Genomic DNA, 26,027 nt, shown 5'->3' with positions numbered 1-26,027 from the left:
CATGACCGGTCCGAAGGTCGTCGTGATCGGGGCCGGCGTCGTCGGCGCGGCCGTCGCGGACGAGCTGGCGTTGCGGGGCTGGGACGACATCACGGTCGTCGACCAGGGGCCGCTGCCGGCCACCGGTGGGTCGTCGTCGCACGCGCCGGGCCTGGTCTTCCAGACCAACGCCAACCGGACCATGACGCGCCTCGCGCAGTACACCATCGACAAGCTCGGACGGCTGGACTGCTTCCTGCCGGTCGGCAGCCTCGAGGTGGCCACCAGCGCCGCCCGGCTCGCCGAGCTGCACCGCCGACACGGCTGGCTGGCCGCGTGGGGCGGCCGGGGCAGCGTCCTCGACCCGGACGAGTGCGTGCGGCTGCACCCGCTGCTCGACCGGGGCGGCGTCCTCGGCGGCCTGCACGTCCCGGCCGACGGGCTCGCCCGGGCGGTCCGGGCGGTGCAGGTCCAGCTCGACCGGGCGGCCGGGCGCGGCGCGCGGCTGCTGGAGCGCCACGAGGTCCTCGACATCCGCACCAGCGGGGGCCGGGTCGCCGGCGTCGTCACGGACCGGGGCGAGCTGCCGGCGGACATCGTGGTCTGCGCGGCCGGCATCTGGGGACCGCGGATCGCCCGGATGGTGGGCCTGAGGCTGCCGCTCACCCCGCTGGCGCACCAGCTCGCCTGGACGGGCCCGGTGCCGGCGCTGCACGGCCTGACCGCCGAGGCGACCCACCCGATCCTGCGCCACCAGGACGCCGACCTGTACGTGCGGGACCGCGGCGACCGCCTGGGCGTGGGCTACTACGGCCACCGGCCGCTGCCGATCAGCGCCGACGACATCGTGCCGGTCTCGCAGGCGGAGATCATGCCCTCGATGCTGCCGTTCACCGCCGACGACTTCGAGCCCGCCTGGACGGCGACCCGCGAGCTGCTTCCGGCGGCGCGGGAGGCGAAGATCGACGACGCGTTCAACGGCCTCTTCTCGTTCACCACCGACAACCTGCCGCTGCTCGGCGAGTCGCCCGACGTTGCCGGGTTCTGGGTCGCCGAGGCGGTCTGGGTGACGCACTCGGCCGGGGTCGGGCGGGCGGTCGCGGAGTGGATCGTCGACGGCGTCAGCACGTTCGACCTCAGCGGCTGCGACCTCAACCGCTTCGAGGCGCACCAACTGGCCCCCGACTACGTGCTGGCCCGCGACTGCCAGAACTACGTCGAGGTCTACGACATCATCCACCCGCTGCAGCCGATGGAGGCGCCGCGGCCGCTGCGCACGACGCCGTTCTACCCGCGCCAGCAGGAGCTGGACGCCGCGTTCCTGGAGTACGCCGGGTGGGAGCGCCCGCAGTGGTACGGGGCCAACGCACCGCTGGTCGCGGGCCGGCGCCTGCCGGAGCCGGACGGCTGGGCGGCCCGGTTCTGGTCGCCGATCGTCGGCGCGGAGGCGCAGGCCACCCGCGAGGCCGTCGCGCTGTACGACATGAGCACCCTCAAGCGCGCCGAGGTCGCCGGGCCCGGGGCGGCCGACTTCCTGCACTGGATCTCCACCGGCGACATCCACAAGTCGGTGGGCTCGGTGACGTACTGCCTGCTGCTCAACGCCGACGGGGGCATCCGCAGCGACGTGACGATCGCCCGGCTCGGCGAGGAGCGCTTCCAGGTGGGCCTCAACGGCCAGCGCGACGTCGACTGGCTGCGCCGGCACGCGCCCGCCGGGGTCGCGATCACCGACCTGACGGCGGGGACCTGCTGCATCGGCCTGTGGGGCCCGCGCGCCCGCGACGTGCTGCAGCCGCTCACCGACGCCGACCTGTCCAACACCGGGCTGCGGTACTTCCGCGCCGTGCGGACCTACGTCGGGATGGTCCCGGTCACCGCCCTGCGCCTGTCCTACGTCGGCGAACTGGGCTGGGAGCTCTACACCACCGCGGATCTCGGCCTCAAGCTGTGGGACACGCTGTGGGCGGCGGGCCGCGAGCACGGCCTGCTCGCCGCCGGCCGGGGCGCGTTCACCAGCCTGCGCCTGGAGAAGGGGTACCGCTCGTTCGGCACCGACATGACCCACGAGCACGACCCCTTCGAGGCCGGCCTGGACTTCGCCGTCAAGCTGGGCAAGGGCGACTTCTTCGGCCGGGACGGCCTGCTGCGCCGGCCGCACGACCGGCGGCTGGCCTGCCTGACCCTCGACGGCGTGGTGCTGGGCGCGGAGCCGGTGTACAGCGGGGACACGGCCGTCGGATACGTCACCAGCGCGGCCTACGGCTACACGGTCGGCACCGGGATCGCCTACGCCTGGCTCCCCGCCGAGCTGGCCGAGCCCGGCCGGACCGTCCACATCGGATACTTCGACCGGCGGATCCCGGCCACCGTCGCCGCCGAGCCGCTGTTCGACCCGGCGATGACGAGGCTGAAGGGCTGACATGGAGGACCTTCCCGAGCACCCGGACTTCCTCTGGCGCAACCCGGAGCCCCGGCGGCACTACGACGTCGTGGTGGTCGGCGGCGGCGGGCACGGCCTGGCCACCGCCTACTACCTGGCCCGCAACCACGGCATCACGAACGTGGCGGTGCTGGAGCGCGGCTGGCTGGCCGGCGGGAACATGGCCCGCAACACGACCATCATCCGGTCGAACTACCTGTGGGAGCAGAGCGCGGGCATCTACGAGCACGCGCTGCGGCTGTGGGAGACGCTGGAGGAGGACCTCGGCTATCCGCTGCTGTTCAGCCAGCGCGGCGTGCTCAACCTCGCGCACAGCCTGCAGGACGTGCGCGAGGGCGTGCGCCGGGTGCACGCCAACCGGCTCAGCGGCGTCGACGCCGAATGGCTCGAGCCCGAGCAGGTCCGGGAGGTCTGCCCGATCATCTCGGTCTCGCCCGACGTGCGGTACCCCGTGCTCGGCGCCACGTACCAGCCGCGGGCGGGCATCGCCAAGCACGACTACGTCGCGTGGGGCTTCGCCCGGGCCGCGGACGCGCTCGGCGTCGACCTGATCCAGCACTGCGAGGTCACCGGCATCGACGTGGCCGGCGGCCGGGTCGTCGGGCTGCAGACGACCCGGGGACCGATCGGTGCCGGCCGGGTCGCGCTCTGCGCCGCCGGGCACACCTCGGTGCTGGCCGCGATGGTCGGGCTGGCCCTGCCGCTGTCCAGCCACCCACTGCAGGCCCTGGTCTCCGAGCTGCTGGAGCCGGTCCATCCCACCGTCGTGATGTCCAACGCGGTGCACGTCTACGTCAGCCAGGCGCACAAGGGGGAGCTGGTGATGGGGGCCGGGATCGACGCCTACAACGCCTACACGCAACGCGGGGCGCTGCACGTCATCGAGCGGCAGATGTCCGCCGCGCTGGAGCTGTTCCCGGTGTTCGCCCGCGCCCGCGTCCTGCGCACGTGGGGCGGCATCGTCGACGTGACCCCGGACGCCTCGGCGATCGTCGGGCCGACCCCGGTCGAGGGCCTGTTCGTCAACTGCGGCTGGGGCACCGGCGGGTTCAAGGCCACCCCCGGCGTGGGCTGGTGCTACGCCCACACGGTCGCCACCGGCGAGCCGCACGAGCTCAACGCGCCGTTCCGGCTCGACCGGTTCACCACCGGGTCGCTCATCGACGAGCACGGCGCGGCGGCGGTGGCGCACTGATGCTGCTCATCGACTGCCCCTGGTGCGGGCCGCGCAACGAGGACGAGTTCCACTACGGCGGCCAGGCGCACGTGGCCTACCCCGCCGAGCCGGCGGCGCTCACCGACGAGGAGTGGGGCCGGTACCTCTTCGTCCGCGACAACCCGAAGGGCCCCTTCGCCGAGCGGTGGTGCCACAGCTCGGGCTGCCGGCGCTGGTTCAACGCGGTGCGCGACACCCGCACCAACGAGGTGCTGCGGGTGTACCGGTGAACGTCGTGCGCTTTACGTTCAACGGGATCGAGTACACCGGCCGCCCCGGCGACACGCTGGCGGCAGCCCTGCTGGCCAACGGCGTGCGGCGGGTCGCTACCAGCGTCCGGCTGGGCCGGCCGCGCGGCATCATGTCCGCCGGCAGCGAGGAGCCGACGGGCATCGTGCAGGTCGAGACCCCGTTCCCCGACCCGCTGCGCCCGGCAACCATGGTCGAGCTCTTCGACGGGCTGGCCGCCGTCGGCCTGGCGGGCCGGGGCCGGCTCGCCGACCGCCCCGACCCGGCCCGCTATGACGCGGTGTTCGCGCACTGCGACGTGCTCGTCGTCGGCGCCGGGCCGGCCGGACTTGCGGCGGCCGAGTTCGCGGCGGCGGCCGGTGTGCGGGTGCTGCTGTGCGACGAGCACCCCCGTGACCCGGCGCTGGTGCCCGGCGCCACGGTGCTGGGCCGCACGACCGCGTTCGGCTACTACGACGACAACTACGTGGTCGCGGTCGAGCGGCGCACCGATCATCTCGGCTTCGCCGCGCCGCCGGACATGGCGCGCGAGCGGATCTGGCGCATCCGCGCCAAGCGGGTGATCCTGGCGACCGGCGCGCACGAGCGGTTGATCGCGTTCCCCGGCAACGACCGGCCCGGGGTGATGCTCGCCGGCGCGGCCCGCACCTACCTGCACCGCTTCGGCGTGCCGGCCGGTCGTCGCGCGGTCGTCTTCACCGCCAACCGGTCCGGCCACGAGGCCGCCGCGGACCTGGCCGCCGCCGGCGTGGAGATCGCCGCCGTCGCCGACGCCCGCGAAGGGCGGCTGGTGACCGGCACCGAGGGCGGCTCGGAGCTCGCCGCGGTCTTCGTCGACGGCCGGCGCGTCGAGGCCGACCTGCTGCTGGTCTCCGGCGGCTGGAGCCCGGTGCTGCACCTCTACAGCCAGGCCGGCGGCGGGCTGCGCTACGACGAGGACCTCGGGGCGTACCTGGCCGACGGCTGCCGGCAGGCGGTGGAGCCCGCCGGGGCCGCCGCCGGCCGGTACGAGCACGACGCGTGTGCCGCCGACGGCGCCGCCGCCGCCGCGCGGGCGCTGATCGCGCTCGGCGTGCCGGCGGAGTCCCCGCCGCCGGTGCCCGCCGGGCGGCCCGACCCGCCGGGCTCGTACCTGTGGCACGCCGGCGTCGCCGCCGCCCCGCACGAGGCGTTCGTCGACCTGCAGCGCGACGTCACCGTGGCCGACGTCCGCCGGGCGACCGGGGCCGGGCTGCGCTCGGTCGAGCACGTCAAGCGGTACACCACCGCCGGCACCGCGCACGACCAGGGCAAGACGTCCGGCCTGCTGACCAGCGCAACGATCGGCGACGCGCTCGGAGCGCGGATCGCGGAGCTGGGCGTGACGACGTTCCGCCCGCCGTACACCTCGGTCAGCTTCGCGGCCCTGGCCGGCCGCGACCGGGGCGAGCGGTTCGACCCGATCCGGATCACCGCGATCCACGACCGGCACGTGGCCGGCAGCGCGCGGTTCGAGAACGTCGGACAGTGGAAGCGACCCTGGTACTACCCGCGGGCCGGGGAGGACCTCGGCGCCGCGGTGCATCGCGAGTGCGTCGCGGCGCGGACCGGCGTGGCGATGATGGACGCCTCCACCCTCGGCAAGATCGACGTGCACGGCCCGGACGCCGCCGAGTTCCTCGACCGCATGTACACCAACGTGATGAGCAGCCTGGCCGTCGGCGCCGTGCGCTACGGCGTGATGTGCCGGCTGGACGGCATGGTGTTCGACGACGGCACCGTGGCCCGGCTGGCCGAGGACCGGTTCCTGGTCACCACAACGACCGGCAACGCCGCCGCCGTGCTCGACTGGTTCGAGGAGTGGCGGCAGACCGAGTGGCCCGGCCTCGAGGTCTGGTGCACGTCGGTCACCGAGCAATGGTCCACCGTCGCCGTGGTCGGCCCGCACTCCCGCGCGGTGCTGGGCACGGTCGGCGGCGACCTGGCCGACCTGCCGTTCATGCGCTGGCGCGACGCCCGCGTGGCCGGGCTGGCCGCCCGGGTGTTCCGGATCAGCTTCTCCGGCGAGCTGGCCTTCGAGGTCAACGTGCCCTGGTGGCAGGGGCCCGAGCTGTGGGAGGCGGTCCTGGCGGCGGGCCGGCCGTGGGGGATCACGCCGTACGGCACCGAGACGATGCACGTCCTGCGCGCGGAGAAGGGCTACCCGATCATCGGGCAGGACACCGACGGCACCGTCACGCCGCACGACCTCGGGCTGGGGTGGGCGGTGTCGAAGAAGAAGGCCGACTTCATCGGCAAGCGCTCCTTCGAGCGGCCCGACACCGCGCGGCCGGACCGTAAGCACCTCGTCGGCGTGCTGCCGGAGGATCCCGCGCTCCGCCTGCCCGAGGGCGCCCACCTGGTCGCCGACCGGGAGCTGCCCCCGCCCCCGGTACCGCTGCTGGGGCACGTGACGTCGAGCTACCACAGCGCGGCGCTGGGCCGCACGTTCGCGCTGGCGCTCGTGCGATCGGGTCGCGACCGGCTGGGTGAGCGGCTGTGGGTGCCCCTCGGCGACGGCGCGGTGGTGCCGGTCACCGTGACGGCGCCGGTGTTCTACGACCCGGAAGGGACCCGCCGTGACGGTTGAGCGCCTGCCCGCCGTGCCGAAGCTGAACGTTCGCAGCCGTACGGTCCCGGCGGGCTACCCTGCGACGCCCAACACGTTCGTGACCGAGGGCGAGCGCCGGGTGCTGTGGCTGGGCCCGGACGAGTGGCTGGTGCTGCATCCCCGCGGTACCGAGGACGGATCCACCCTCGACGTGAGCGACACGCGGGTCGGGTTCGCGGTGCGTGGCCCGCAGGCCCGCTCGGTCCTCGCCCACGGCTGCGCGCTGGACCTGCACCCCGCCGCGTTCCCGGTCGGCTCGTGCGCGCAGACCATGCTGGCGCGGGCCGCGGTGGTGCTCATGCTGGTCGCCGACGAGCCGGTGTTCTGGCTGCTGGTCCGCTCCTCCTTCGCCCGCTACGTCGCCGAGTGGCTCGACGACGCCGCGGTCGAGTACCGCTGAGCGAGCAGTTCGAGCAGGCGGGCCGCGAACGCCTTCGGCCGAGTGGCCGCCCTCGAACTCGGCGGCCTCGCGGCCGAGCAACCGGGCCAGGGACAGCGCCGGCGTCCGGCGTGGCCAAGAGTTAAGACATCGAGATCGGTAAGGCCGTGCTGGATGGCGAACTCAGCGGTGTCCGGCGCCGGGTCGTGGCCACGGTCACCGACGGCGGTCCCGGCCCGGCGTACCCGTTCGCCGGGCTGCTGCCGGTCGGCGGCGACGACGCGCCGGCCGGGTTCGGGCTGTGGATCGCGCACCAAACCTGCGATCGCGCGAGCCTGTACCGGTCGGCGGACGGCGTCACCGTCCGGCTCACTCAGCGCGCCCCGTGACGCAGGCCGGCCTCGTGCGCCACGACGATCGCCTGGGCCCGGTCCCGGACGTCGAGCTTTGCCAGGATGTGCCGGACGTGCGTCTTCACGGTGGCCATGCTGATGACCAGCTCCGCGGCGATCTCGGCGTTCGACAGGCCGGCACCGATGCGGGTCAGGACCTCCAGCTCCCGCTCGCTGAGGTCGGCGACACCGGCGGGCGGCGCCGGCGGCCGCGGCGGCCGCGCTGCGAAATGGTCCATGAGCCGGGCCAGCACACTCGGCGCCATGACCGGCTCGCCGTCGACCGCACGGCGGACCGCGTCGGCGAGGCCCTCCGACGTCACGTCCTTGAGCAGGAAACCGGCCGCCCCGGCCCGCAGGGCGCTGACGACGTGCTCGTCGGCGTTGAACGTGGTGAGCGCGATGACCGGGGTGCGGCCATCACAGCCGGCGACGATGCGCCGGGTCGCCTCGACGCCGTCCAGCACCGGCATGTGCAGGTCCATGAGCACGACGTCGGGCCGCTGCTCACCGACGGCCGCGATCGCGGCGGCGCCGTCGCCCGCCTCTGTCACCTCGAACCCGGCCAGTTCGAGAATCAGCCGCAGGCCCTGCCGTACCAGGGCCTGGTCGTCGACGACCAGAACGCGGATCATCGCGCCCCCGCGGCGGGCAGCTTCACCTGTACCTCGAACGAGCCGTCGCGGACCGCGGCGGTGAACGTGCCGCCGAGCAGCTCGGCCCGGTGCCGCATGCCGGCCAGGCCTCGCCCCGGCACCGGCTGCGCACGACCGTCCACCGGGTTGGCCGCGGTGACGGTGACGGTGTCCAGCGCCCAGTGCACGCCGACCGCGATGGCCCGGCCGGGCGCGTGCCGGCCGGCATTGGTCAGGCACTCACGGACGATGCGGTGCACCGCCAGCCAGACCGGTGTCTCGCCCGGCCACGGCACGCCGGTGAGCGCGAGGGAGTTGGCCACCCCGGCCGCGTCCGCCCGCCGCGCGAGATCGGCCAGCCCCTCGGCGGTCGCGTCGGTCGGGTCGGTCGGCGGCGCCACGACGTCGAGCGCCGAGCGGATCTGGCGCAGGGTCCGGTGCGAGGTCTCGCGGATCGCCTCGACGGGTGCGGCGGCCCGCTCCGGGGCCAGCCGCAGCGCCGCGGACGCCGCCTCGGCCTGCACGGCGATGAGGGTCAGCTCGTGGCCGAGGACGTCGTGCAGCTCCTGGGCGATCCGGGCCCGCTCCTCGCTGACCGCCGCCTCGCGCACCTTGCGCTTCTCGGCCTCCAGCTCGGCGGCCAGCTGCAGCAGCGCCCGGTGCTGCAGGCGCTGGTGGGCGACGAGCTGCCCGGCCGCCACCGGCGCCACGACGGACAGCACCGCGCCGATCACGGCCACTGGCAGCTCGGGGCCGAGCAGCGTGCCGACGGTCCCGGTGACGCAGCCCCACGCGGTGACCGCCCACACGGCGGCGCGCGGCGCGCCGTAGGCGCCAGCGGCGAAGAACTGCAGGACGACGGCGACGTATCCGAGCAGGGGGTAGCCGTCGAGCGGGATGAACCAGAACGCGCTCGACACGGCCGCGGACTCCAGCGGATACCGCCGGCGCCAGGCCAGCGGCAGCATCGACCCGAGCACGTAGAGCTCGCCGATGCCCCGATGGGCGATCGGGAACACGAGCGTCTGGGCGAGCGCAATCACGGTCAGCACCGCCGTCAGGACGGCGTCGGACCGTGCCACCCGCAGCCGGGCCACCCACGCGTTCACGACCGCGAGCGTAGGACATCGCCGTTGCGCGCCGCCTCATCCCACGGGCTGATCGGCGCTGCACCGAGAGGCTGAGCTGCGAAGCCGCCCGCGGGTCGATGCCGGCAGAGTGCCCGCCTCCGTACGTTGCTCACACCCAACCACCGTTGAAAGGAACATCGATGACTTCGCCTGTGACCTTGCCGGCCGCCACCGTCACCGCCGGCCCCGTCCGGACCAGCACCCGCTTCGGTCTGGCATTCACCGTCTGCCAGCTGCTCGCGATGATCGCGATGGCGGTCTTCGTCCTGCCGCACGGCGGCTCGCCGTCCGACCCCGCCCTGGAACGCGGGCAGAGCGTGCAGGAGGCGGCCGACCTGTACCGCATCGGCAACTTCGTCTTCATGGCCGCCGGGTCGCTCCTGCTGGGCTTCCTCGGCGCCGTCTGGGCGCGGCTACGCCGGGCCGACAGCAGCGGCGTCCTCGCCACCGTCGCGGTCGGGTCCGGCATCCTCCTCGCGCTGATCTGGCCGATGGCCGGCATGCTGCACGACGTCGCCCTGGAGACCGCGGCCGACGGCGCCGACCTGCGCATCCTCGCCGGCTGGGACGCCGTGGCGCCGTTCGGCCTGGCGTTCTCGGTGTTCGCCCGGGTGTTCTTCATCGGCGCAATCGCGCTGGGCCTGCGCGCCACCGGCAAGGCCCCGTGGCTGGTCCGCTCGGCCGGCGTCATCGCCCTGCTCAGCCTGGTCGGCAGCGCGACCCTCGTGTCGGGCGCGCTGTTCCCGCTGCTGGCGCTGAGCACGCTCGGCTACGAGCTGTGGGTCGGCGCGCTGGCCTGGCACTGGCTGCGGGACGGCCGGTGAGCGCCGGGGCCTGGGCCGGACCGACCTGACCGAGGTTCAGCGGAGGCCAAAACACCAGCGTCGCCGGCCACCACCAGGATGGTCATGTCGGGCGGCCGCCGTAGGAGGCGGCCAAAGCCTGCACGACCGCTGCCGCGTCGGCGACCTCGGCCGGGATAGCGCTCCGGGCGGTCCGCAAGCTGAGCAAGCGGCCGCATCCCGGGAGGGCGGCGGACGTTCGGACACCGTGCATGCTCTCGTGGACTAGACGCAGCTGGGTGCCATCGTGTCCTGCAAGCCCGCGGGCAAGAAAGTACATACTCTTGTACGACGCCGAGCCTCCAGGCAGCCCACCGTGGGTACGAGTGCCAGGATCTGCAGTCGGCACCCGCTTGGTTGACCTCATCTTCGGACACTGACGGAAGCCTACGTCGATGCCAAACAGGTGAGTGACGACCGATTCGATGATTTGACGGTGATCACTATCGATGGTCGACGGGACGTCCACGACGCCGGTGCGGCCGGGCAGTGACTGTCGTTGGACGAGGGCGGACGTCCGCGGCGGTGGAGAAGACCGCCGCGGACGTCGTCGGCTATGCCGGGTCGGGTGCGAGCCGGACCCGGCGCAGGAGTTGGGCGTTGACGGCGACCACGATGGTGGACGTGGACATGAGGATGGCGCCGATGGCGGGGCTGAGGGTGATGCCGGCCCAGGCCAGGACGCCGGCGGCGAGCGGGATGGCGATGACGTTGTAGCCGGCGGCCCAGGCCAGGTTCTGGATCATCTTGCGGTAGGAGGCCCGGGAGAGCCGGATGACACCGGTGACGCCGCGGGGGTCGGATGAGGCGAGGACGACGCCGGCGGACTCGATGGCGACGTCGGTGCCGGCGCCGATGGCGATGCCGACGTCGGCGCGGGCCAGGGCGGGTGCGTCGTTGACGCCGTCGCCGACCATCGCCACGGTCAGGCCGCGGGCCTGCAGCTGGGCGACGGCCTGGTCCTTGTCGGCCGGGAGGACCTCGGCGAACACCTCGTCGAGACCGAGGTCGGCGGCGACCGCCTCGGCGACCGGCCGGGCATCCCCGGTGATCATGACGATCTTCCGGATGCCCTGTGCGCGCAGCTCGGCGATGGCCTGCCGGGCCTCCGGGCGTACCTCGTCCTCCAGTGCGAGGGCGCCGAGCACTTCGGCGCCGCCGTCGGTGCGGCGCAGCAGGTGCAGCACCGCGGCGCCGCGCCGGGACCACTCGGCGGTCCGTTGCGTGAGGTCGGCGGGTTCGGCTGCGCCGAGTTCGCGCAGCAGCGCCGGGCCGCCGATGGCGTAGCGGGTGCCGTCGACGGAGGCCTGCACGCCGCGGCCGGTCAGCGACCGGAATTCGCTGGCCTTTGCGGCCCGGCCGGCCGCGGCGGCGACGATCGCCTTGGCCAAGGGGTGCTCGCTGTCGGCTTCGACCGCGCCGGCCAGCCGGAGCACCTCGTCGTCGCCGGTGTCGCCGGCGCCGGCCACGGCGGTGACGACGTGGGCGCCGCGGGTGAGGGTGCCGGTCTTGTCGAACAGCACCGCGTCGACGGCCCGCATCCGCTCCAGGGCCAGGCGGTCCTTGACGAGGATGCCGGCCCGGGCGGACACCGCGGTGGACAGGGCGATCACCAGGGGGATGGCCAGGCCGAGCGCGTGCGGGCAGGCGATCACCAGCACCGTGACGGTGCGGACCACGGACTGGTCCAGGTTTCCCAGCGCCCACCAGACCACGAACGTGACCGCGGCTGCGGCGGTCGCGACGTAGAACAGCACGGCCGCGAACCGGTCGGCGAGGACCTGCGCCCTTCCGCTGGACTCCTGGGCGTGGGCGACGAGCCGGCCGATCCCGGCCAGGGCGGTGTCCTCACCGACGGCGTCGACCCGCACCCGCAGCGCCGAGTCGGTGGCCACCGTGCCGGCCACCACCCGGTCGCCGACAGCGCGGCGGACGGGCCGCGACTCGCCGGTGATCATCGACTCGTCCAGTTCGGCCTCGCCGTCGACGACCCGGCCGTCGGCGGGCACCCGGGCCCCGGAACGCACCAGGACCACGTCGCCGACGCCCAGGTCCGTGACCCGCACCGCGGCGACGGACCCGTCCTCGCCGACCCGTTCGGCTTCGTCGGGCAGCAGCGCGGCCAGGGCGGCCAGGGCGCCCTGGGCCTGGCCGATCGCCTTCATCTCCTGCCAGTGTCCGAGCAGCATGATGGTGACCAGCGCGGCCAGTTCCCACCAGAAGTCCAGGTCGAACTGCCCGGTGCTGGTGGCCAGCGACGCGACGTAGGCGACGGTGATGGCCATGGAGATGAGCAGCATCATGCCGGGCGCCCGGTCGCGGACCTCCCGCACGCCACCGGCCAGGAACGGCCAGCCGCCGTAGAGGAACACCACCGACCCGAGGACTGGGCCGACCCACGTCACGCCGGGGAAGTCGAGCCGGTACCCGAACCAGTCCATGACCATCTCGCTGGTCGCGACCACCGGCATGGTCAGCGCGAGACTCAGCCAGAACTTGCGCCGGAACATCTCCGGATCGTGCCCAGCGTGCTTGTCGTGCCCGCCGTGGCCGTGGTGTCCGGAGTCGCCAGCGTGCGAACCGGCCGTCACTTCGTGTCGCGCGTGGGGATGCGCGAGCGGCTGTTGCCCGTCGGTGCCGACGTGCTGATGCGCATGGTGGTGCTGGGCGTTCACACCCGCCGCGCTCGATGCCTCGGACATGACACTCTCCCTTCAACACCGCGGCAATACCCCCAGGGGGTATTGGGCGGCAACGGCGAGCTTGGTAGTGCGGGTGATGTCGAGCCAGCCGTCCCGCCCGGTGCGGTGCCGGTGCGATGAGACAGACGTCCGGGTCAGGCAGCGGCCTGTCCGGCGCCGGCGTGGCCGACTGGGTGGGCGGGCTCAAACCGGCGCAGGCGCAGGCTGTTGGTCACGACGAACACCGATGACAGCGCCATCGCGGCCCCGGCGAGCATCGGGTTGAGCAGGCCGGCGGCGGCGAGGGGCAGTGCGGCGACGTTGTAGGCGAAGGCCCAGAACAGGTTGGTCTTGATTGTGCGCAGGGTGCGGCGGGACAGCCGGATCGCGTCGACGGCAGCGGTGAGGTCGCCGCGGACGAGGGTGAGGTCGGCGGCCTCGATGGCAACGTCGGTGCCGGTGCCCATGGCGAGGCCGAGGTCGGCCTGGGCGAGGGCGGCGGCGTCATTGACGCCGTCGCCGACCATGGCGACGACCTTGCCGTCGGCCTGCAGGCGTTTCACGACGTCGACCTTGTCGGCGGGCAGAACCTCGGCGATGACGTCGGCGATGCCGACCTGTTCGGCGACCGTGCTGGCAGCGGTGGTGTTGTCGCCGGTGAGCAGGATCGGGGTCAGCCCGAGCCGGCGCAGCGCGGCGACCGCCTCTCGGCTGGACGCTTTCACTGCGTCGCCGACGGTGAGCAGACCGCGGGCCTGCCCGTCCCAGCCGGCCAGGATCGCCGTGCGGCCCTGCTGCTCCGCTGCCGTCTTCGCGTCGCGCAACTCGGCGGGGATCGTCAGGCCCTCGGCGAGCAGGAGCTGGGCCCGGCCCACGATGACGGCGCGCCCGTTCACGGTGCCGCGCACGCCGAGCCCCTCGACATTGGCGAAGCCGTCGACGGCAGGGAGGGTCCCGTGCCGATCCGTCGCGGCGGTGGTGACGGCACGGGCGATCGGATGCTCGGAGGCGGCCTCGAGCGCCCCAGCCGTGCGCAGCACCTCGGCGGCGTCGGTGCCCGGGGCGGGGATGACGTCGTGCAGGGTCATCTGGCCGGTGGTGACGGTGCCGGTCTTGTCCAGCACCACGGTGTCGACACGCTTGGTGGATTCGAGGACTTCCGGGCCTTTGATGAGGATGCCGAGCTGGGCGCCGCGGCCGGTGCCGACGAGCAGCGCGGTCGGGGTAGCCAGGCCCAAGGCGCATGGGCAGGCGATGACGAGCACGGCGACGGCGGCGGTGAACGCGGCGGTGAGGCCGGTGCCGGTGCCGATCCAATAGCCGAGGGTCGCCACGGCGAGGGCGATGACGATCGGGACGAACACGCCGGAGATGCGGTCGGCGAGGCGCTGGACGGCGGCTTTGCCGGTCTGGGCCTGTTCGACGAGCTTCGCCATCTGGGCGAGCTGGGTGTCGGCGCCGATGCGGGTGGCGCGCACGATGAGCCGTCCGCCGGCGTTGACGGTGGCGCCGGTGACGGTGCTGCCGGGGGCGACCTCGACGGGGACGGATTCGCCGGTGAGCATGGCCTCGTCGACGGCGGAGGTGCCATCTTCGACGACGCCGTCGGTGGCGATCTTCTCGCCGGGCCGCACGACGAACCGGTCCCCCACGGTCAGCTGCTCGACCGGGATGCGGTGTTCGGCGCCGTCGCGCAAGACGGCGACGTCCTTGGCACCGAGTTCGAGCAGGGCCCGCAGGGCGGCCCCGGCGCGGCGCTTGGCGCGGGCCTCGAAGTAGCGGCCGGCGAGGAGGAACAGCGTGACGCCGGCCGCGGCCTCGAGGTAGATGTCGCCCGCGCCGTCGCCGCGTTCGATGGTGAGCTCGAACGGGTGGGTCATGCCGGGGGTGCCGGCGGTCCCGAGAAACAGCGCCCACACCGACCAACCGGACGCCGCCAGGGTGCCCAGCGACACGAGGGTGTCCATGGTGGCCGCGCCGTGGCGCAGGTTGGTCCAGGCGGCCTTGTGGAACGGCAGCCCGCCGTAGACGACGACCGGCGCGGCGAGGGTCAGCGACGCCCACTGCCAGAAGTCGAACTGCCAAGCCGGCACCATGGCGAGCAGGATCACCGGGACGGTTAGGACTAGCGACACCCACAATCGGGTCCGCAGCGGACGCAGCTCGTCGGCGGGCTCGGTCGTCGGCTTCGCGCCCGCGGCCGGCGGCGGGGCCGGCAGGGCGGCGGTGTAGCCCGTCTGCTCGACGGTGGTGATGAGCTGCGCCGGGGTGACGTCGCCGGTGACGGTGACGGTGGCCTTCTCCGTGGCGTAGTTGACGGTGGCGGTGACGCCGTCCATGCGGTTGAGCTTCTTCTCGATCCGCGCGGCGCAGGAGGCGCAGGTCATGCCACCGATGGCCAGTTCAAGCTGCGTCGGTACCGTGATCAGCGGCTGGATGGGTGCCATGACGTCCTCAGCTGTGCGTGTGGCCGGGCTCGCCGTGCCCGGTCGCGGTCGGGGCCGGGCTCGGCGCGGTGGTGGGTGCCGCCGCTGCGGCCGGTGTGCTGCCGGCGACGGCGGTGAACTCGGCGGTGCGGACAGTGCCGTTGTGCTGGAAGTCCAGGTATAGCCGGTAGGTCCCGGCGGCCGGAACTTCGGCGGAGAAGGTGATCGTCGGCCCGGCGGTGGTGTGGCCGTCGCCGGGGGCGCCGTCGGGGTGGACGTGCAGGTAGGCGAGGTCGCCGTCGCGCAGGGCGACGAGGTGGCCGTACGCGCCGAGATAGGGCTGCAGATCGGTCACCGGGGCGCCGTCGCGGCTGACGGTCAGGGTCAGCTTCGACGCGGTGCCGGGGATGAGGTCGCCGTCGATGGTGACGGTGTAGCCGTCCACGGTGCTGACGCGATGCGCGGCCGGCAGTGGCCGGGGCTGGTAGTCGCCGGGGGCGGGGATGTCCGCGCCGAGGGTGAGCCCGCGGTCGTGGTCGGCGGGCTGGAAGTCGGCGAAGACCCGGTACTGCCCGGCGTCGCTGACCGCCAGGGGGACGATCCAGGTGCCGTCGGCGTCACGGTTGGGGTGCACGTGCTGGAAGCCGGTGAGGTCGCGGCGCACGACGATGAGGTGGAGTTCCTTGTCGTGGCTGGTCGCGTACCGGGTGACGGGTCGCTGGTCGGGGCCGAGGATCCGGAACCGGAACGGGGCCGCCGCAGCGGTGCTGAGCGTGGTGGTGAGCGGCTGGAGCCGGTAGCCGTCCTCGGTGATCTGCAGGCCACCGGGCAGCGGTGCCGCGGTGCTGGCGGCGTGCTGGTCATGGCCGGCGGCCGGGTTGTGGCCGGTGTCGGTGTGGGCGGCCGGGGCCGGGGCGGGACCGGCCAGGTGACCGATCCCTGCCGCGGCGATGAACACGGCCGCCAGGCCGAGCGCGTAGGCGCTGAGCGTGAGCGGTGTGCGCATGACTACCTCGCTACTTCGTAGCCGGCTTCGTCGACGGCGGCGCGCACGGCGTCGGCGTCGAGGGGCTGTTCGCTGGTGACGGTGACGGCGCCGGTGGCCAGGTCGACCTGGACGTTGCTGACGCCGCCGAGCTTGCTGATCTCGCCGGTGACGGAGTCGACGCAGTGGCCGCAGGTCATGCCGGTCACGGTGTAAGTGGTCGTCGTCATGGTGGTGCTCCTGATCTGTCTGGACGGGCGACGCCAGTGCTGCGTTTCCGGCTACTCTTCGTTCACGTTACCCGTACCCCCCAGGGGTATCAACCGTGCGGACCGATCTCCTGCACTCGTGCGGGAAGAGTCACATCCGGACGGCGGGTTGCTGCTCGGGCTCGGCCGCGGCGGCCGGTGCTGAGCGGGCTGGGCGGAGGGTGAGGGCGGCGATGACCGCCCCGGCGAGGGCGATGATTGCGGCGCCGGTGAACGCGGCGGAGTAGCCGTCGGTGAGGGCGGGCAGGTTGCCGAGTTGGTCGGCGCCGCCGGTGGCGGCGACGGCGGTCATCGCGGCCAGGCCGAGCGCGGAGCCGACCTGGTAGCTGGTGTTGACGATGCCGGCGGCGAGGCCGCCCTCCTCCGGGCGGGCGGCGCCGATCGCGGTGCCCAGCGACGGGATGAAGGCCAGGGACATGCCGAGTGCCGCGACGAGGGAGGCGGGCAGCACGTCGGCGGCGAAGGTGCCGGTCGGGCGGACGAACGCCAGCCAGCCGAGGCCGGCGGCGAGCACGGTCAGGCCGGTGACGAGCGTGGTCTTGGGGCCGAACCGGCCGATCGCCCGCGGGGCGAGGAGGATCATGCCGAGCATGATGAGGACGGTCATCGGCAGCAGCGCGGCGCCGCTGGGGAAGGCGCTGTAGCCGAGGACCTGCTGCAGGTACAGGTTGAGGTAGAACCACATCGGGATCCACGCCGCACCGAGCAGCAGCTGCGCGACGTTCGCGGCGGCGAGGTTCGGCGCGCGGAGGATGGACAGCCGCATCAGCGGCTCGCGGCGGGCGGCCTGGATCGCCACGAACGCCGCCAGGGCGAGCACGGCGGCGCCGAGCACCAGCCACGTCTGCGCCGACGACCAGCCGGCCTGCGGGGCGCGGACGATCGCGTACACCGCGGCGGCCAGCCCGGCCGTGACGGTGAGCGCGCCGAGCAGGTCGAGGGAGCCGCGTCGGGCGCCGCCGGCCGGCATGACTGCCGGGGTGACGGCGAGGACGAGCACGGCGATCGGGATGTTGATGTAGAACACCCAGGGCCAGCTGATGTACTCGGTGATGACGCCGCCGAGGAACACCCCGGCCGTGCCACCGGCCGGTGCGGCCGCGCCGTACAGCGCCAGGGCCTTGGTCAGCTCCTTCGGTTCGCCGCCGAAGAGCATCATGAGCAGCGTCAGCGCCGACGGGGCGATGAGCGCCGCGCCGGCGCCCTGCACCGCACGGGCGGTCAGCTCGACCGCGACACCGTCGGCGAGACCGGCGCCGAGCGAACCAGCGAGCAGGACCGCCCAGCCGGCGGCGAAGACGCGCCGCGCGCCGAACAGGTCCGACAGCCGGCCACCGAGCAGCAGCAGACCGCCGAACGCGACGACGTAGGCGTTGAAGACCCACGAGAGGTTGCCCGGGGCGAAGCCGAGATCGTCGCGCATGCGCGGCAGGGCGACGCCGATGATCGAGGTGTCCATGATGACCATGAACTGAGCCAGGGCGATGAGCCCGAGGGCCCACCATCGCCGGGATGCGGTTGCCATCTCTATCACTCCTTAGTACCCCTGGGGGGTATCAGTGCGGAGTCATAATTACCCCCTGGGGGTATGTTCGTCAAGCCCGCCGTCGGCGCAGCCTCACCACAGCGGAACCTCTTCAGAAAGACCCGTGGGGGATTGCACGGCATGGCATCAACCGTGAGCGCCACTGTCCGCGTCGCCGGGCAGCGAGGTCTCTTCCGTTGTCGCGACCCACGCCACGACGCGAGCTCGGCCTCCGCCTGGCTGGTGTCGCGTGGCCAGGGCGGCGCTTCGGCGCGGCAAGCCGCGGCCATCACCGGCTTCGGCGCAAACCGCTGCTCGTGCTGGCCGCCGGCACCGGGCATGATGCCGCCGAGTCGCTCGCGCCTTACCGCCTCGCCACGCTGCCCGAGAGCAGGGCGCACCGGACCGTCACCGGGGCCACCCAAGGGTCGCTGGCCCGGAGATGAGCAGGACCCAGGTGGCACCACTCAGGCGATCGTCGACGTCATCGCCACAGTTCGGCAGCCCACGCGACTGGCCAGGTAGACGCGAGTCTCCGCAACGCACCCCGTGTCGCCTCGACCGCGAATGAGGCGGCACCAGAGCTGGACGATACCCCTAGGGGGTACGTACAGTGGTGGCATGAGCACGACGACACGGGGCTACACCGCGACCAAGGACCAGCTGCAGGGCCGCCTGAGGCGCATCGAAGGCCAGGTGCGTGGGGTCGAGAAGATGGTCGACGAGGACCGTTACTGCATCGACGTCCTCACCCAGATCAGCGCGATTCAGGCCGCCCTGGACAAGGTCGCGCTGGGCTTGCTCGACGACCACGCCCGGCATTGCATGCAGCACGGCGCCGAGGACGGCAAGGGCGAGGAGATGGCCACCGAGATGATGTCCGCTGTCGGACGGCTCCTGCGCCGCGGCTGACAGCAGCGGCGGCCTGGGATACACCCGTACCGCAGGCCGTCATCATTGACGCCGTGCGCCCGGCCGGGCGGGACGGTGTGCCCGGCCGGGCGGTACAGATCGGCGTGGTCGCCCGGCGGTCATCGATCGCCGGCCGGACGCCGGCGGGGGTTCGGCGTCAGGCCCACAGGACGAAGGTGATGACCTTCTGGCCGTTGCTCAGGTCGCGCTGGTAGGTCGCGGCGCCCTGACGGTCGGCGCCGCTGACGCGGGCGCCCCACGCGCCGGCATTGTCGGCGCTGTCGGTGCCGGCCAGGCTGGGGCCGGACGGCGCCAGGGTGGTGTTGGTGCTGTCGAGGTGGCTGTGGATGGTCTGCAGTTGCGCGTAGTCGTGGCTGTTGGGGTGTTCGTTGCTGGGCGGTCCGGCCGGGTTGCGGGTGTAGTCCATGCAGGTGCCGAGGTTCGGGTTGGTCTGGTTGGTGTCCTGGTGGTCCAGGCCGAAGGTGTGCCCGACCTCCTGGCACATCACGAGGTGCTTGTACGGCACGGTGTTGTACTGCGCCTGCGTGAAGTACGAGTCGTTGATCTTCACGTAGGCGCTGGTGATGTGCACGCCGCCGGTGACGGAGATCGAGGCGATGCCGAGCCAGCCGGTGCTGCCGTAGGCGGCGTTGCACACCTCGACGTGACTGCTGGCCGGGTCACCACCATGCAGGTCCTCCTCGGCGGCGGCACCCCGACCGACACCCTCGACCAGCTCACGGTCGTCAACGCCATCGCCCGAAACGAGCGGGCCCAGATCCAGAACGTGGCCACCGCCCGGGACAAGCTCGCCGGGGACAAGAAGACCCTGGACGACCTCATTGCCCAGCAGACCGCCCAGGACAAGGACCTCGCCGAGAAGAAGACCCAGATCGAGGGCAAGCTCGGCGAGCTGCAGAAGCTGCGCCAGCAGGTGTACGGCAGCAGCGGCGCCACCGGCGTCCTGAAACCCGTCGCCTGCCCGGTCGAGTATCTGGGCGGCGCCGGCGGCACGGCGGCGAAGAAGGCGTGCGAGCTCATCGGCAAGCCCTACATCTGGGGTGCCGCCGGTCCGAAAGGCTACGCCTGACGCTGGCCGGGTGGGCGGCCGCCGGGTTGACGCTGCGGTACTACACCAAGTGGCAGTGGGAGGACGCGAAACCGGTCGCGAAGGCCGACCTGCGCCCCGGCGACCTTCTACAGCGACCTGCACCACATGGGCATGTACGTCGGCGGCGGCTGGATGGTCCACGCTCCCACCACCGGCGACCAGGTCCGCATGGCCAAACTCGACGGCCGGCCCATTACGGGCTACCGCCGCCCGGCCTGATCGGCCGCCGCGCTCACGAGGGTGTAGTGGCGGCCAGGAGCAGGCCGGCGACGGCCGCCGGATCGTCGGGCATCGGCGCGTGCCCGCACCGGGCAGCAGCACATGCCGTGCGGTCGGCAAGGCGGCCCGGGCGCGTGCCGCCTGCCCGCCGATGAGCAGCCGGTCCCGTGCGCCCCGGACGACGGTGACGTCGACTGCAGCATCCAAGGCGGCGCCGAACCGGTACCGGCGCGTGTGGGGCAGCGTGCGGGGCAGCGCAGGCGGGTGCCGAAACGCGGCGACCGCGGCGCGGGCCTCGGCGACGGGAACACGGCCCGGACGGCCGTAAAACTGCGCCAGCAGCACCGCCCGGCCCGCTCGCGTGTCCAGCAGCGCCGGCAGGAGCGGACGCAGCAGCCACGCGGTAGCCCTGGAGGCGCGCAGCGATGCCATGACGTAGGCGATCTCGAGGCCGCTCCAGAATCCGATCGGCGCAAGGGCCACCGCACTGCCGGCCGCACCTCGCGCGGCGAGTTCCAGCGCGATCGCCCCGCCGGGGGAGTTGCCGGCCACCCGCGGGCGAGACAGCCGCAGTGCGTCGATGAGTTGCTCCACCGCCGCCGCATAGGCCGCCACCGTGTACGGCGTGCCGGCGGGCAGCCCTGGGGTGCGGCCATGGCCGGGCCGGTCGACGGCGATGACATCGTGGTGGGGCATCTTCCTGCGCCGGCGCATGGTCGTCGACGCCCTCGCTCAGGCGAACAACGGCGTGGCCGGGTCGATGGAGGGCTACGCCGCGATGGACATGTCCGTCGCCGGCCCCGGCTCGTTCCGGCGCCGGCTCACCTCCGCCCGGGGATTCACGGCCGTGTCGCACATCTTCGTCATGGAGTGGGCGGCGATCTGGCGCGACATCGCCGCCGGCCTGCTCATCACCGGCGCCCTCGCGGCGTGGGTGCCGGAGCAGTTCTGGAAGGCGTTCTTCCTTACTGACCATCCGGTCTGGTCGGCGCTGTGGGGACCCTTGGTCGGGCCGGTCGTCGCGGTGGTCAGCTTCGTGTGCTCGATCGGTAATGTGCCGCTGGCCGCGGTGCTGTGGAACGGCGGCATCCGCTTCGGCGGCGTGGTCTCGTTCCTCTTCGCCGACCTGATCATCCTGCCGATCCTCAACATCTACCTAGTACTACGGCTGGAGGGCGGCCGGCTTCATCGCGCTCACCTTCTACGCCACCATGGTCCTCGCCGGCTACGCAGTCGGCCACGGACAGCGGTTCCCCCTGTTGCTGGCTGGGGTGTGGTGTTGCCGCGCGCCTGCAGGCGGCATCTTTCTGAACGGACGGCCGTGGGGGTCTGAGGTGCTGGGTGTGGTGTGCGCCGCCGTTGCGGGGAGCGTCGGTGAAAGGGCTGGTCAGGCCGTGGCGGGGTTGACGATCACCCGGGTGGCGACGAACGCGGCGATGGCGAAGACGAGCCAGGCGAAGGCGCGTTGCAGCCGCTTGGTGGGCAGCCGGGTGGCGATCCGGCCGGCGGCCAAGGAGCCGGTGATGGCGGCGAGGGTGAACGCCGCGGCGATGCCGTAGTCGACGGTCGCGTCGCCGGCGTGCGCGGCGAACCCGGCGGCGGAGTTGACGACGATGATCACCAGCGAGGTGGCGACGGCGGCGGGCATGGTCAGGCCGAGCAGCAGGACGAGGGCGGGGATGATGAGAAAGCCGCCGCCGACGCCGAACAGGCCGGTGAGGAAGCCGACGCCGAGGCCTGCGGCGATGGATTTGGGCAGGCAGCCGCGCCAGTTGATACCTCCGCCGGGCAGGGCGCAGTCGCCGCCGGGGTCGTCGGTGCCGCCCAGCATCCGCAGCCCGGCGACGATCATCAGCACTGCGAACCCGATCAGGACGAGGCGGGGGTCGAGCAGGCGGTTGACGGCGGCGCCGGCAAAGGCCGCGGCGGCGCCGGTGCCGCCGACGATCCCGGCGATGCGCCATTGCACCAGCCGGGCCCGCAGCCGCGGGAGTAGGGCTGTGGCCGAGGAGATGCCGACCACGAGCAGGGAGGTGGGTACGGCGGCGGCGAGAGTGAGGCCGGCGCCGTAGACGAGGGCAGGGACGGCGAGGATGGAGCCGCCGCCGCCGAGCAGGCCAAGCAGGATCCCGATGAGCGCGCCGAGCCCGATCGCGGCGATCATGACCGGTCCCGGGCCGGCCGGCCCATGCGGGCGGGTCGGAGGCGGGTGCGCAGGCACTGCATGCAGCTACCGCCCCTCCGTGTTCAGGGCGGCGACGACCTGGTCGAGGTCGGTGCGCGGACCGCGGTTATACGGCAACTTCGCCAGCATCATGCCCATCGCGCAGGTGTTGGTCAGCGCGGCGAACGCCAGTCCGGCGCCGATCAGCGCGGCGACCCACTTCACCGGTTCGACCACTGTGCTGGCGAGCACGGCGGTCAGGACGATACTGCCGGCGACGAGGCGGACCTGCCGTTCCAGGCCCCAGCGTGGGGTGCCGGCGGTGACCGGTGATTGGGCGGCCTGCCAGGCGGTGATCCCGCCGGTGAGCACGCGCAGGTTCGGCAGCCCGGCCGTGGCGAGTGCGTGTTCGGCCTGGGTGGCGCGCTGCCCGGAGCGGCAGACGAGCACGACTTGCTCGTCGAGGTGGTTGAGTAGTTCGTCGCGGTGTTCGCGCAGCAGATCCAGGGGCACGTTGTAGGAGCCAGGGATGTGCGCGGTCTCGAACTCGGCCGGGGTGCGTACATCGATCAGCCGCGGTGCCTGGCCGGTGGCGAGCAGGTGGTGCAGGGCGGAGACGTCGAGAGTGGCTGGGGTGCCGGTGGGCGTGGTCATGTGGTGCGGGTGCTCCTGTTCAGTTTCCGGGGACGATGGGTAGCCCGGCGGCGGCCGCGTTCGGGTAGGCGTCGTCGATGTGCACGACTTGGCGGCCGGCGCGTTGCAGCAGGCTGGTGGCGGCCGCGGCTCGGTAGCCGGAGCCGCAGTGCACCCAGACGGTTCCGGCGGGCACGGCGGCGAGGCGATTCGCTAGGTCTGGCAGTGGGATGTGGGTCGCGCCGTCGATGTGGTCGGTGCGCCACTCGTTGCTCATCCGCACGTCGAGCAGCACGTCGACTGCGCGTAGCCCGTGCGGTGGGGTGCCGGTGCGGGCGGCGGCCAGGTCGGTGAAGGTGGCGGCGGTGAGCTGGGCGAGGCGGTTGTCGTCGCCGCCAGCCCACTGCTCGGGGCTGCCGGTGGCCGCGGCCGCGGGCCGGTCGATGCCGATGCGGGCCAGTTCGCGCTGGGCGTCGGCGACGTGCTGGGCGCTGTCGCCGAGCAGGGTGATCGGCGCACCCCAGGGGGCCATCCAGCCCAGCCAGGTAGACATCGGTCCGTCGAGGCCGAAGCTCAGCGTGCCGGTGAGGTGCCGGTGTGCGAACGCCTTGCGGTTGCGCAGGTCGACGACCCACTCCCCGGCGGCGATCCGGGCCGCGAGTTCGGCCGGATCGGCGGCGGCGACCGGGGTCAGATCGATCAGGTCGGCGCCGGCGGTATTGCGGGCGCCCATATGCGCGTAGAAGGCAGGGTAGGCGTCCAGGCCGGCGAGAGTCTGCTCGACGAAGTCGTCGGTCTCCAGGCGCAGCGCGGGGTTGGCGGTGCGTTCCCGGCCGATGGTCGACTCCGGGGCGTCCGACTGCGTCGCCGAGCAGAAACTGCCGAAGCCGTGGGTGGGCCACACCTGAGCGCCGTCGGGCAGCAGGTCCGCCAACCGTCGAGCCGAGGCGTGCTGATGTTCGGCGAGAATGTGGGCGTGCTGCTTGCCGAGCAGGTCGGTGCGGCCGGTGGTGCCGAACAGCAGCGACCCGCCGGTGAACACTCCGATCGGTCCGGTGTCGCCGTCGAGGACGTAGGACAGATGGTGGAATGTGTGCCCGGGTGTCGCCACGACCCGGAGGCGGATGACCGTCGACACCGTGATCTCGTCGCCCTCGGTGACCGGGTGCCGGTCGAAGCCGACCTCGTCGTCGGCGGCGACGAGATAGGCGGCGCCGGTCAGCTTTGCCAGCGCGAGGCCGCCGGAGACGTAGTCGTTGTGCAGATGGGTCTCGGCAACGTGGGTGATGCTCACCCCGAGCCGCCCGGCCAAGGCCAGGATCCGGTCGATGTCGCGCTGCGGGTCGACCACGATCGCGACCCGCCCGTCGTGGGCCAGGTAGCTGCGGTCACCCAACGATGAGGTCTGCACGACCTCCACACTCAGCTCGGTCACTACTCTGTCTCCTCGTGTCGGATTCGGTTGCTTCAGCGGCTGGGCTCGGCGTGCCGCCACGCCTCGGTGCCACCGGCCAGCGACTGCACCCGAGCACCGGCAGCGGCCAACAGGCGGGCCGCCAGGCTGCGGCCGCCCGAATGGCATACCGTCACCACATCCGTGCCGGCGACCGCGTCCAACTCGACGAGCGGCACGTTCACCGCGCCCGGCACATGGCCGTCGGTGTACTCGCTTGGGCTGCGCACATCGAGCACTGCGACCGTGCTGTCGGCGTGCCGGAACTGGTCAACCCAAATCTCGCTTCCAGTCACCCTTACACTCCTCATAGCGAATACCCTGGGGGGTATATGACGGACATGGTCCGGCCATGAAGCACCGAGACCCCACCCCCCGCCAGGAGGTGGTGGACTCGGGTTCAGGACAGTGACATGAACAGCTTCTCGAGCTCTTCCTCGCTCATCGGGGGCTCCTCGCCCCGTCCGCGCGCGGTCTGGCATTCCCGCATGCCCGTCGCGATGATCTTGAAGCCCGCCCGGTCGACGGCGCTGGACACCGCGGCCAGCTGGGTGAGCACCCGCTTGCAGTCCTCGCCGTTCTCGATCATCGCGATTACCGCGCCGAGTTGTCCCTGCGCGCGCTTCAAGCGAGTCAGCGCATCCTTAAGCAGGACCGGACTCATCTCCATGAGCACCACCTCCAATAAATACCCCAGGGGGTACATGGCATCGCCGCGGCTTCATCATGAACCGCGGAGCCGTCGTCACTATCCCCGGGGCAAGGATCTGCACTCGGGGACGATTTCCGTCAACGCGGCCGCTGATAACGCGCCGGCGGGAGCGAGCACCTCCCGGACTGTAGGGAAGCTCATCACCGCCTGCATCCAATATACCCCCGGGGGTATGCCGAAAGTCTAGGGTGACCCACATCGCACCTCCTGCAGGCCTGGAGAGGCGCGATCAGGCTCGGGGTCGGAATTGTCGTTGTCGACGATGCCAAGGCGCTGCGCCATGCGCGGTAAACAGGCCGGCCTCACCCTCGCCCAGCTGCATGACCTGCTCGCCGCACCTGACCACGACACCAGAACCCACGTGCTGGGTCGAGCAGGACGCCAGCCTCGCCGAACGCATCGCCGCCAGCGCCGATCGTTGAGCGGACCTTCGCGATGTTCCTTGCCTGGTCCGCGTCGGGGTCGATGAGGCTGGTGGCGTGCCCGTCGGGGTCCGGCCGGGCCGCGAGCGAGGCCTGCCACTGTGATCCGGGACGCAGCGCCGCGTCGGAGTAGCCGTTGCGTACCGACTGGGTCGCCGCCCAGCCCGTCGAGCAGCGCTGCCACGTCTACAGCTCAGGGACCTCCACCACGATGGAGCCGGTCTCGGTCTCGAATCGTATCAATTCGGTCAACTTGCCACCCCGGCGTCGGCGCGGGCGCGAACCGTGAACATACAAACGCCGGTGAGCGCGGCGCCATCGACGGACGGCCCATGTCGGTCGACATTGACGAGGGTCGGTCGGTGGATCCTTTACGCGATGTCCGGTAATGTGTCGCGGTGTCGACGTCGGCGAATGTATGCCACGGTGGCAAACGGGGGAGGAACAGTGCTGCGGCAATCACGGGTAATGCCGACGTTCGCGCGGGCCGTCTGGCGTGCCGCGCCGTTACCGAGTCGGGTAGTGCCACTCCACGTATAGTTTCGCGGCCCGGTGAGTCCGGGGCCGCGCTTCGCCGTCCGCTGCCCGGGGCCGGACGGAAACGCATCGCCGGAATTCGCG

25 protein-coding genes and 1 pseudogene are annotated in these 26,027 nt (G+C 72.5%); 12 read left to right on the top strand and 14 right to left on the bottom strand.

Annotation, left to right across the window (positions count from 1 at the left end; all coding sequences use genetic code 11):
• Position 1 precedes the first annotated feature (1 nt).
• The 6 genes from ACPPVO_RS44090 to ACPPVO_RS44065 all read left to right on the top strand — a co-directional run bounded on the left by ACPPVO_RS44090 (position 2) and on the right by ACPPVO_RS44065 (position 7,284).
• The gene (locus ACPPVO_RS44090) at positions 2-2,401 is read left to right on the top strand and encodes a GcvT family protein (RefSeq protein WP_426504501.1); all 2,400 of its coding nucleotides are present in this window, start codon (positions 2-4) and stop codon (positions 2,399-2,401) included.
• Position 2,402: 1 nt separating this feature from the next.
• Positions 2,403-3,617, top strand: coding sequence for a sarcosine oxidase subunit beta family protein (locus ACPPVO_RS44085; RefSeq protein WP_426504500.1), 1,215 nt, complete (start codon positions 2,403-2,405; stop codon positions 3,615-3,617).
• Positions 3,617-3,868, top strand: coding sequence for a sarcosine oxidase subunit delta (locus tag ACPPVO_RS44080; protein WP_426504499.1), 252 nt, complete (start codon positions 3,617-3,619; stop codon positions 3,866-3,868). Before ACPPVO_RS44085 ends, ACPPVO_RS44080 begins: the two co-directional genes overlap by 1 nt.
• Positions 3,865-6,495, top strand: a complete 2,631-nt coding sequence (locus ACPPVO_RS44075) for a 2Fe-2S iron-sulfur cluster-binding protein (protein ID WP_426504498.1) — start codon at positions 3,865-3,867, stop codon at positions 6,493-6,495. Before ACPPVO_RS44080 ends, ACPPVO_RS44075 begins: the two co-directional genes overlap by 4 nt.
• Positions 6,485-6,916 (top strand): sarcosine oxidase subunit gamma, encoded by a 432-nt coding sequence (locus ACPPVO_RS44070; protein WP_426504497.1) that lies wholly within the window; start codon positions 6,485-6,487, stop codon positions 6,914-6,916. Before ACPPVO_RS44075 ends, ACPPVO_RS44070 begins: the two co-directional genes overlap by 11 nt.
• A gap of 146 nt (positions 6,917-7,062) precedes the next feature.
• Entirely contained in the window at positions 7,063-7,284 is a 222-nt protein-coding gene (locus ACPPVO_RS44065; protein ID WP_426504496.1) for a hypothetical protein, read from the top strand.
• On the opposite strand, the gene ACPPVO_RS44060 is transcribed toward ACPPVO_RS44065, so the two are convergent.
• A complete protein-coding gene (locus ACPPVO_RS44060; RefSeq protein ID WP_426504495.1) occupies positions 7,269-7,922 on the bottom strand; it encodes a response regulator in 654 nt (217 codons plus the stop codon). The two genes, ACPPVO_RS44065 and ACPPVO_RS44060, sit on opposite strands and share 16 nt — an antisense overlap.
• Entirely contained in the window at positions 7,919-9,031 is a 1,113-nt protein-coding gene (locus ACPPVO_RS44055) for a sensor histidine kinase (RefSeq protein ID WP_426504494.1), read from the bottom strand. Before ACPPVO_RS44055 ends, ACPPVO_RS44060 begins: the two co-directional genes overlap by 4 nt.
• 161 nt (positions 9,032-9,192) lie before the next feature.
• Between ACPPVO_RS44055 and ACPPVO_RS44050 the strand changes: the two genes are divergently transcribed.
• Positions 9,193-9,876 (top strand): hypothetical protein, encoded by a 684-nt coding sequence (locus ACPPVO_RS44050; RefSeq protein WP_426504493.1) that lies wholly within the window; start codon positions 9,193-9,195, stop codon positions 9,874-9,876.
• Positions 9,877-10,448: 572 nt separating this feature from the next.
• Here ACPPVO_RS44050 and ACPPVO_RS44045 read toward each other — a convergent pair.
• Complete coding sequence (locus ACPPVO_RS44045; protein WP_426504492.1) at positions 10,449-12,404, bottom strand: heavy metal translocating P-type ATPase; 1,956 nt, start codon at positions 12,402-12,404, stop codon at positions 10,449-10,451.
• A gap of 18 nt (positions 12,405-12,422) precedes the next feature.
• On the opposite strand from ACPPVO_RS44045, the gene ACPPVO_RS44040 reads away from it, so the two are divergent.
• Positions 12,423-12,716: a hypothetical protein gene (locus ACPPVO_RS44040; RefSeq protein WP_426504491.1), complete on the top strand. Its 294-nt coding sequence runs from the start codon at positions 12,423-12,425 to the stop codon at positions 12,714-12,716.
• Positions 12,717-12,730: 14 nt separating this feature from the next.
• Here ACPPVO_RS44040 and ACPPVO_RS44035 read toward each other — a convergent pair whose 3' ends face one another.
• The 4 genes from ACPPVO_RS44035 to ACPPVO_RS44020 all read right to left on the bottom strand — a co-directional run bounded on the left by ACPPVO_RS44035 (position 12,731) and on the right by ACPPVO_RS44020 (position 17,780).
• Positions 12,731-15,022 (bottom strand): heavy metal translocating P-type ATPase, encoded by a 2,292-nt coding sequence (locus ACPPVO_RS44035; RefSeq protein ID WP_426504490.1) that lies wholly within the window; start codon positions 15,020-15,022, stop codon positions 12,731-12,733.
• Positions 15,023-15,029: 7 nt separating this feature from the next.
• Positions 15,030-16,007 (bottom strand): hypothetical protein, encoded by a 978-nt coding sequence (locus tag ACPPVO_RS44030; RefSeq protein WP_426504489.1) that lies wholly within the window; start codon positions 16,005-16,007, stop codon positions 15,030-15,032.
• A gap of 2 nt (positions 16,008-16,009) precedes the next feature.
• Positions 16,010-16,216, bottom strand: a complete 207-nt coding sequence (locus tag ACPPVO_RS44025) for a heavy-metal-associated domain-containing protein (RefSeq protein ID WP_426504488.1) — start codon at positions 16,214-16,216, stop codon at positions 16,010-16,012.
• A gap of 130 nt (positions 16,217-16,346) precedes the next feature.
• Positions 16,347-17,780: an MFS transporter gene (locus tag ACPPVO_RS44020; protein WP_426504487.1), complete on the bottom strand. Its 1,434-nt coding sequence runs from the start codon at positions 17,778-17,780 to the stop codon at positions 16,347-16,349.
• A gap of 621 nt (positions 17,781-18,401) precedes the next feature.
• Here ACPPVO_RS44020 and ACPPVO_RS44015 point away from each other — a divergent pair.
• Positions 18,402-18,692, top strand: a complete 291-nt coding sequence (locus ACPPVO_RS44015; RefSeq protein ID WP_426504486.1) for a metal-sensitive transcriptional regulator — start codon at positions 18,402-18,404, stop codon at positions 18,690-18,692.
• 157 nt (positions 18,693-18,849) lie between these two features.
• Here ACPPVO_RS44015 and ACPPVO_RS44010 read toward each other — a convergent pair whose 3' ends face one another.
• Positions 18,850-19,350, bottom strand: a complete 501-nt coding sequence (locus tag ACPPVO_RS44010; RefSeq protein WP_426514945.1) for a hypothetical protein — start codon at positions 19,348-19,350, stop codon at positions 18,850-18,852.
• A 6-nt stretch (positions 19,351-19,356) separates the two neighbouring features.
• On the opposite strand from ACPPVO_RS44010, the gene ACPPVO_RS44005 reads away from it, so the two are divergent.
• The gene (locus tag ACPPVO_RS44005) at positions 19,357-19,782 is read left to right on the top strand and encodes a coiled-coil domain-containing protein (RefSeq protein ID WP_426514944.1); all 426 of its coding nucleotides are present in this window, start codon (positions 19,357-19,359) and stop codon (positions 19,780-19,782) included.
• A gap of 126 nt (positions 19,783-19,908) precedes the next feature.
• The gene (locus ACPPVO_RS44000; protein ID WP_426514809.1) at positions 19,909-20,022 is read left to right on the top strand and encodes a hypothetical protein; all 114 of its coding nucleotides are present in this window, start codon (positions 19,909-19,911) and stop codon (positions 20,020-20,022) included.
• A gap of 513 nt (positions 20,023-20,535) precedes the next feature.
• On the opposite strand, the pseudogene ACPPVO_RS43995 reads toward ACPPVO_RS44000, so the two are convergent.
• Positions 20,536-20,718 (bottom strand): annotated as a pseudogene (locus ACPPVO_RS43995) (alpha/beta fold hydrolase); the annotation flags it as partial.
• Between the two features lie 16 nt (positions 20,719-20,734).
• Here ACPPVO_RS43995 and ACPPVO_RS43990 point away from each other — a divergent pair.
• Positions 20,735-21,355: a permease gene (locus ACPPVO_RS43990; RefSeq protein ID WP_426504485.1), complete on the top strand. Its 621-nt coding sequence runs from the start codon at positions 20,735-20,737 to the stop codon at positions 21,353-21,355.
• A gap of 54 nt (positions 21,356-21,409) precedes the next feature.
• On the opposite strand, the gene ACPPVO_RS43985 is transcribed toward ACPPVO_RS43990, so the two are convergent.
• From ACPPVO_RS43985 to ACPPVO_RS43965, 5 genes are all read right to left on the bottom strand, one after another.
• A complete protein-coding gene (locus ACPPVO_RS43985; RefSeq protein ID WP_426504484.1) occupies positions 21,410-22,186 on the bottom strand; it encodes a sulfite exporter TauE/SafE family protein in 777 nt (258 codons plus the stop codon).
• Between the two features lie 66 nt (positions 22,187-22,252).
• Complete coding sequence (locus tag ACPPVO_RS43980; protein WP_426504483.1) at positions 22,253-22,840, bottom strand: rhodanese-like domain-containing protein; 588 nt, start codon at positions 22,838-22,840, stop codon at positions 22,253-22,255.
• A 19-nt stretch (positions 22,841-22,859) separates the two neighbouring features.
• On the bottom strand, positions 22,860-24,254 hold the full coding sequence (locus ACPPVO_RS43975; protein ID WP_426504482.1) for an MBL fold metallo-hydrolase: 1,395 nt from the start codon (positions 24,252-24,254) through the stop codon (positions 22,860-22,862).
• Between the two features lie 32 nt (positions 24,255-24,286).
• Positions 24,287-24,568: a rhodanese-like domain-containing protein gene (locus tag ACPPVO_RS43970; protein WP_426504481.1), complete on the bottom strand. Its 282-nt coding sequence runs from the start codon at positions 24,566-24,568 to the stop codon at positions 24,287-24,289.
• Between the two features lie 104 nt (positions 24,569-24,672).
• Positions 24,673-24,942: a metal-sensitive transcriptional regulator gene (locus ACPPVO_RS43965; RefSeq protein ID WP_426504480.1), complete on the bottom strand. Its 270-nt coding sequence runs from the start codon at positions 24,940-24,942 to the stop codon at positions 24,673-24,675.
• Positions 24,943-26,027: the final 1,085 nt, after the last annotated feature.

It is taken from the genome of Dactylosporangium sp. McL0621, from assembly GCF_049995355.1.
Taxonomy (GTDB): domain Bacteria; phylum Actinomycetota; class Actinomycetes; order Mycobacteriales; family Micromonosporaceae; genus Dactylosporangium.
The sequence above is the reverse complement of the archived record's forward strand: the minus strand, read 5'-3'. Positions and strand labels throughout refer to the sequence as shown.

Excerpts from the sequence above, each read along its gene's own strand:
- ACPPVO_RS44090 (WP_426504501.1), top strand. The coding sequence starts at position 2 with ATGACCGGTCCGAAGGTCGTCGTGATCGGGGCCGGCGTCGTCGGCGCG.
- ACPPVO_RS44085 (WP_426504500.1), top strand. The coding sequence starts at position 2,403 with ATGGAGGACCTTCCCGAGCACCCGGACTTCCTCTGGCGCAACCCGGAG.
- ACPPVO_RS44080 (WP_426504499.1), top strand. The coding sequence starts at position 3,617 with ATGCTGCTCATCGACTGCCCCTGGTGCGGGCCGCGCAACGAGGACGAG.
- ACPPVO_RS44060 (WP_426504495.1), bottom strand. The coding sequence starts at position 7,922 with ATGATCCGCGTTCTGGTCGTCGACGACCAGGCCCTGGTACGGCAGGGC.
- ACPPVO_RS44050 (WP_426504493.1), top strand. The coding sequence starts at position 9,193 with ATGACTTCGCCTGTGACCTTGCCGGCCGCCACCGTCACCGCCGGCCCC.
- ACPPVO_RS44045 (WP_426504492.1), bottom strand. The coding sequence starts at position 12,404 with ATGTTCCGGCGCAAGTTCTGGCTGAGTCTCGCGCTGACCATGCCGGTG.
- ACPPVO_RS44035 (WP_426504490.1), bottom strand. The coding sequence starts at position 15,022 with ATGGCACCCATCCAGCCGCTGATCACGGTACCGACGCAGCTTGAACTG.
- ACPPVO_RS44030 (WP_426504489.1), bottom strand. The coding sequence starts at position 16,007 with ATGCGCACACCGCTCACGCTCAGCGCCTACGCGCTCGGCCTGGCGGCC.
- ACPPVO_RS44025 (WP_426504488.1), bottom strand. The coding sequence starts at position 16,216 with ATGACGACGACCACTTACACCGTGACCGGCATGACCTGCGGCCACTGC.
- ACPPVO_RS44020 (WP_426504487.1), bottom strand. The coding sequence starts at position 17,780 with ATGGCAACCGCATCCCGGCGATGGTGGGCCCTCGGGCTCATCGCCCTG.
- ACPPVO_RS44015 (WP_426504486.1), top strand. The coding sequence starts at position 18,402 with ATGAGCACGACGACACGGGGCTACACCGCGACCAAGGACCAGCTGCAG.
- ACPPVO_RS44000 (WP_426514809.1), top strand. The coding sequence starts at position 19,909 with ATGGGCATGTACGTCGGCGGCGGCTGGATGGTCCACGCTCCCACCACC.
- ACPPVO_RS43990 (WP_426504485.1), top strand. The coding sequence starts at position 20,735 with ATGGTCGTCGACGCCCTCGCTCAGGCGAACAACGGCGTGGCCGGGTCG.
- ACPPVO_RS43985 (WP_426504484.1), bottom strand. The coding sequence starts at position 22,186 with ATGATCGCCGCGATCGGGCTCGGCGCGCTCATCGGGATCCTGCTTGGC.
- ACPPVO_RS43980 (WP_426504483.1), bottom strand. The coding sequence starts at position 22,840 with ATGACCACGCCCACCGGCACCCCAGCCACTCTCGACGTCTCCGCCCTG.
- ACPPVO_RS43965 (WP_426504480.1), bottom strand. The coding sequence starts at position 24,942 with ATGGAGATGAGTCCGGTCCTGCTTAAGGATGCGCTGACTCGCTTGAAG.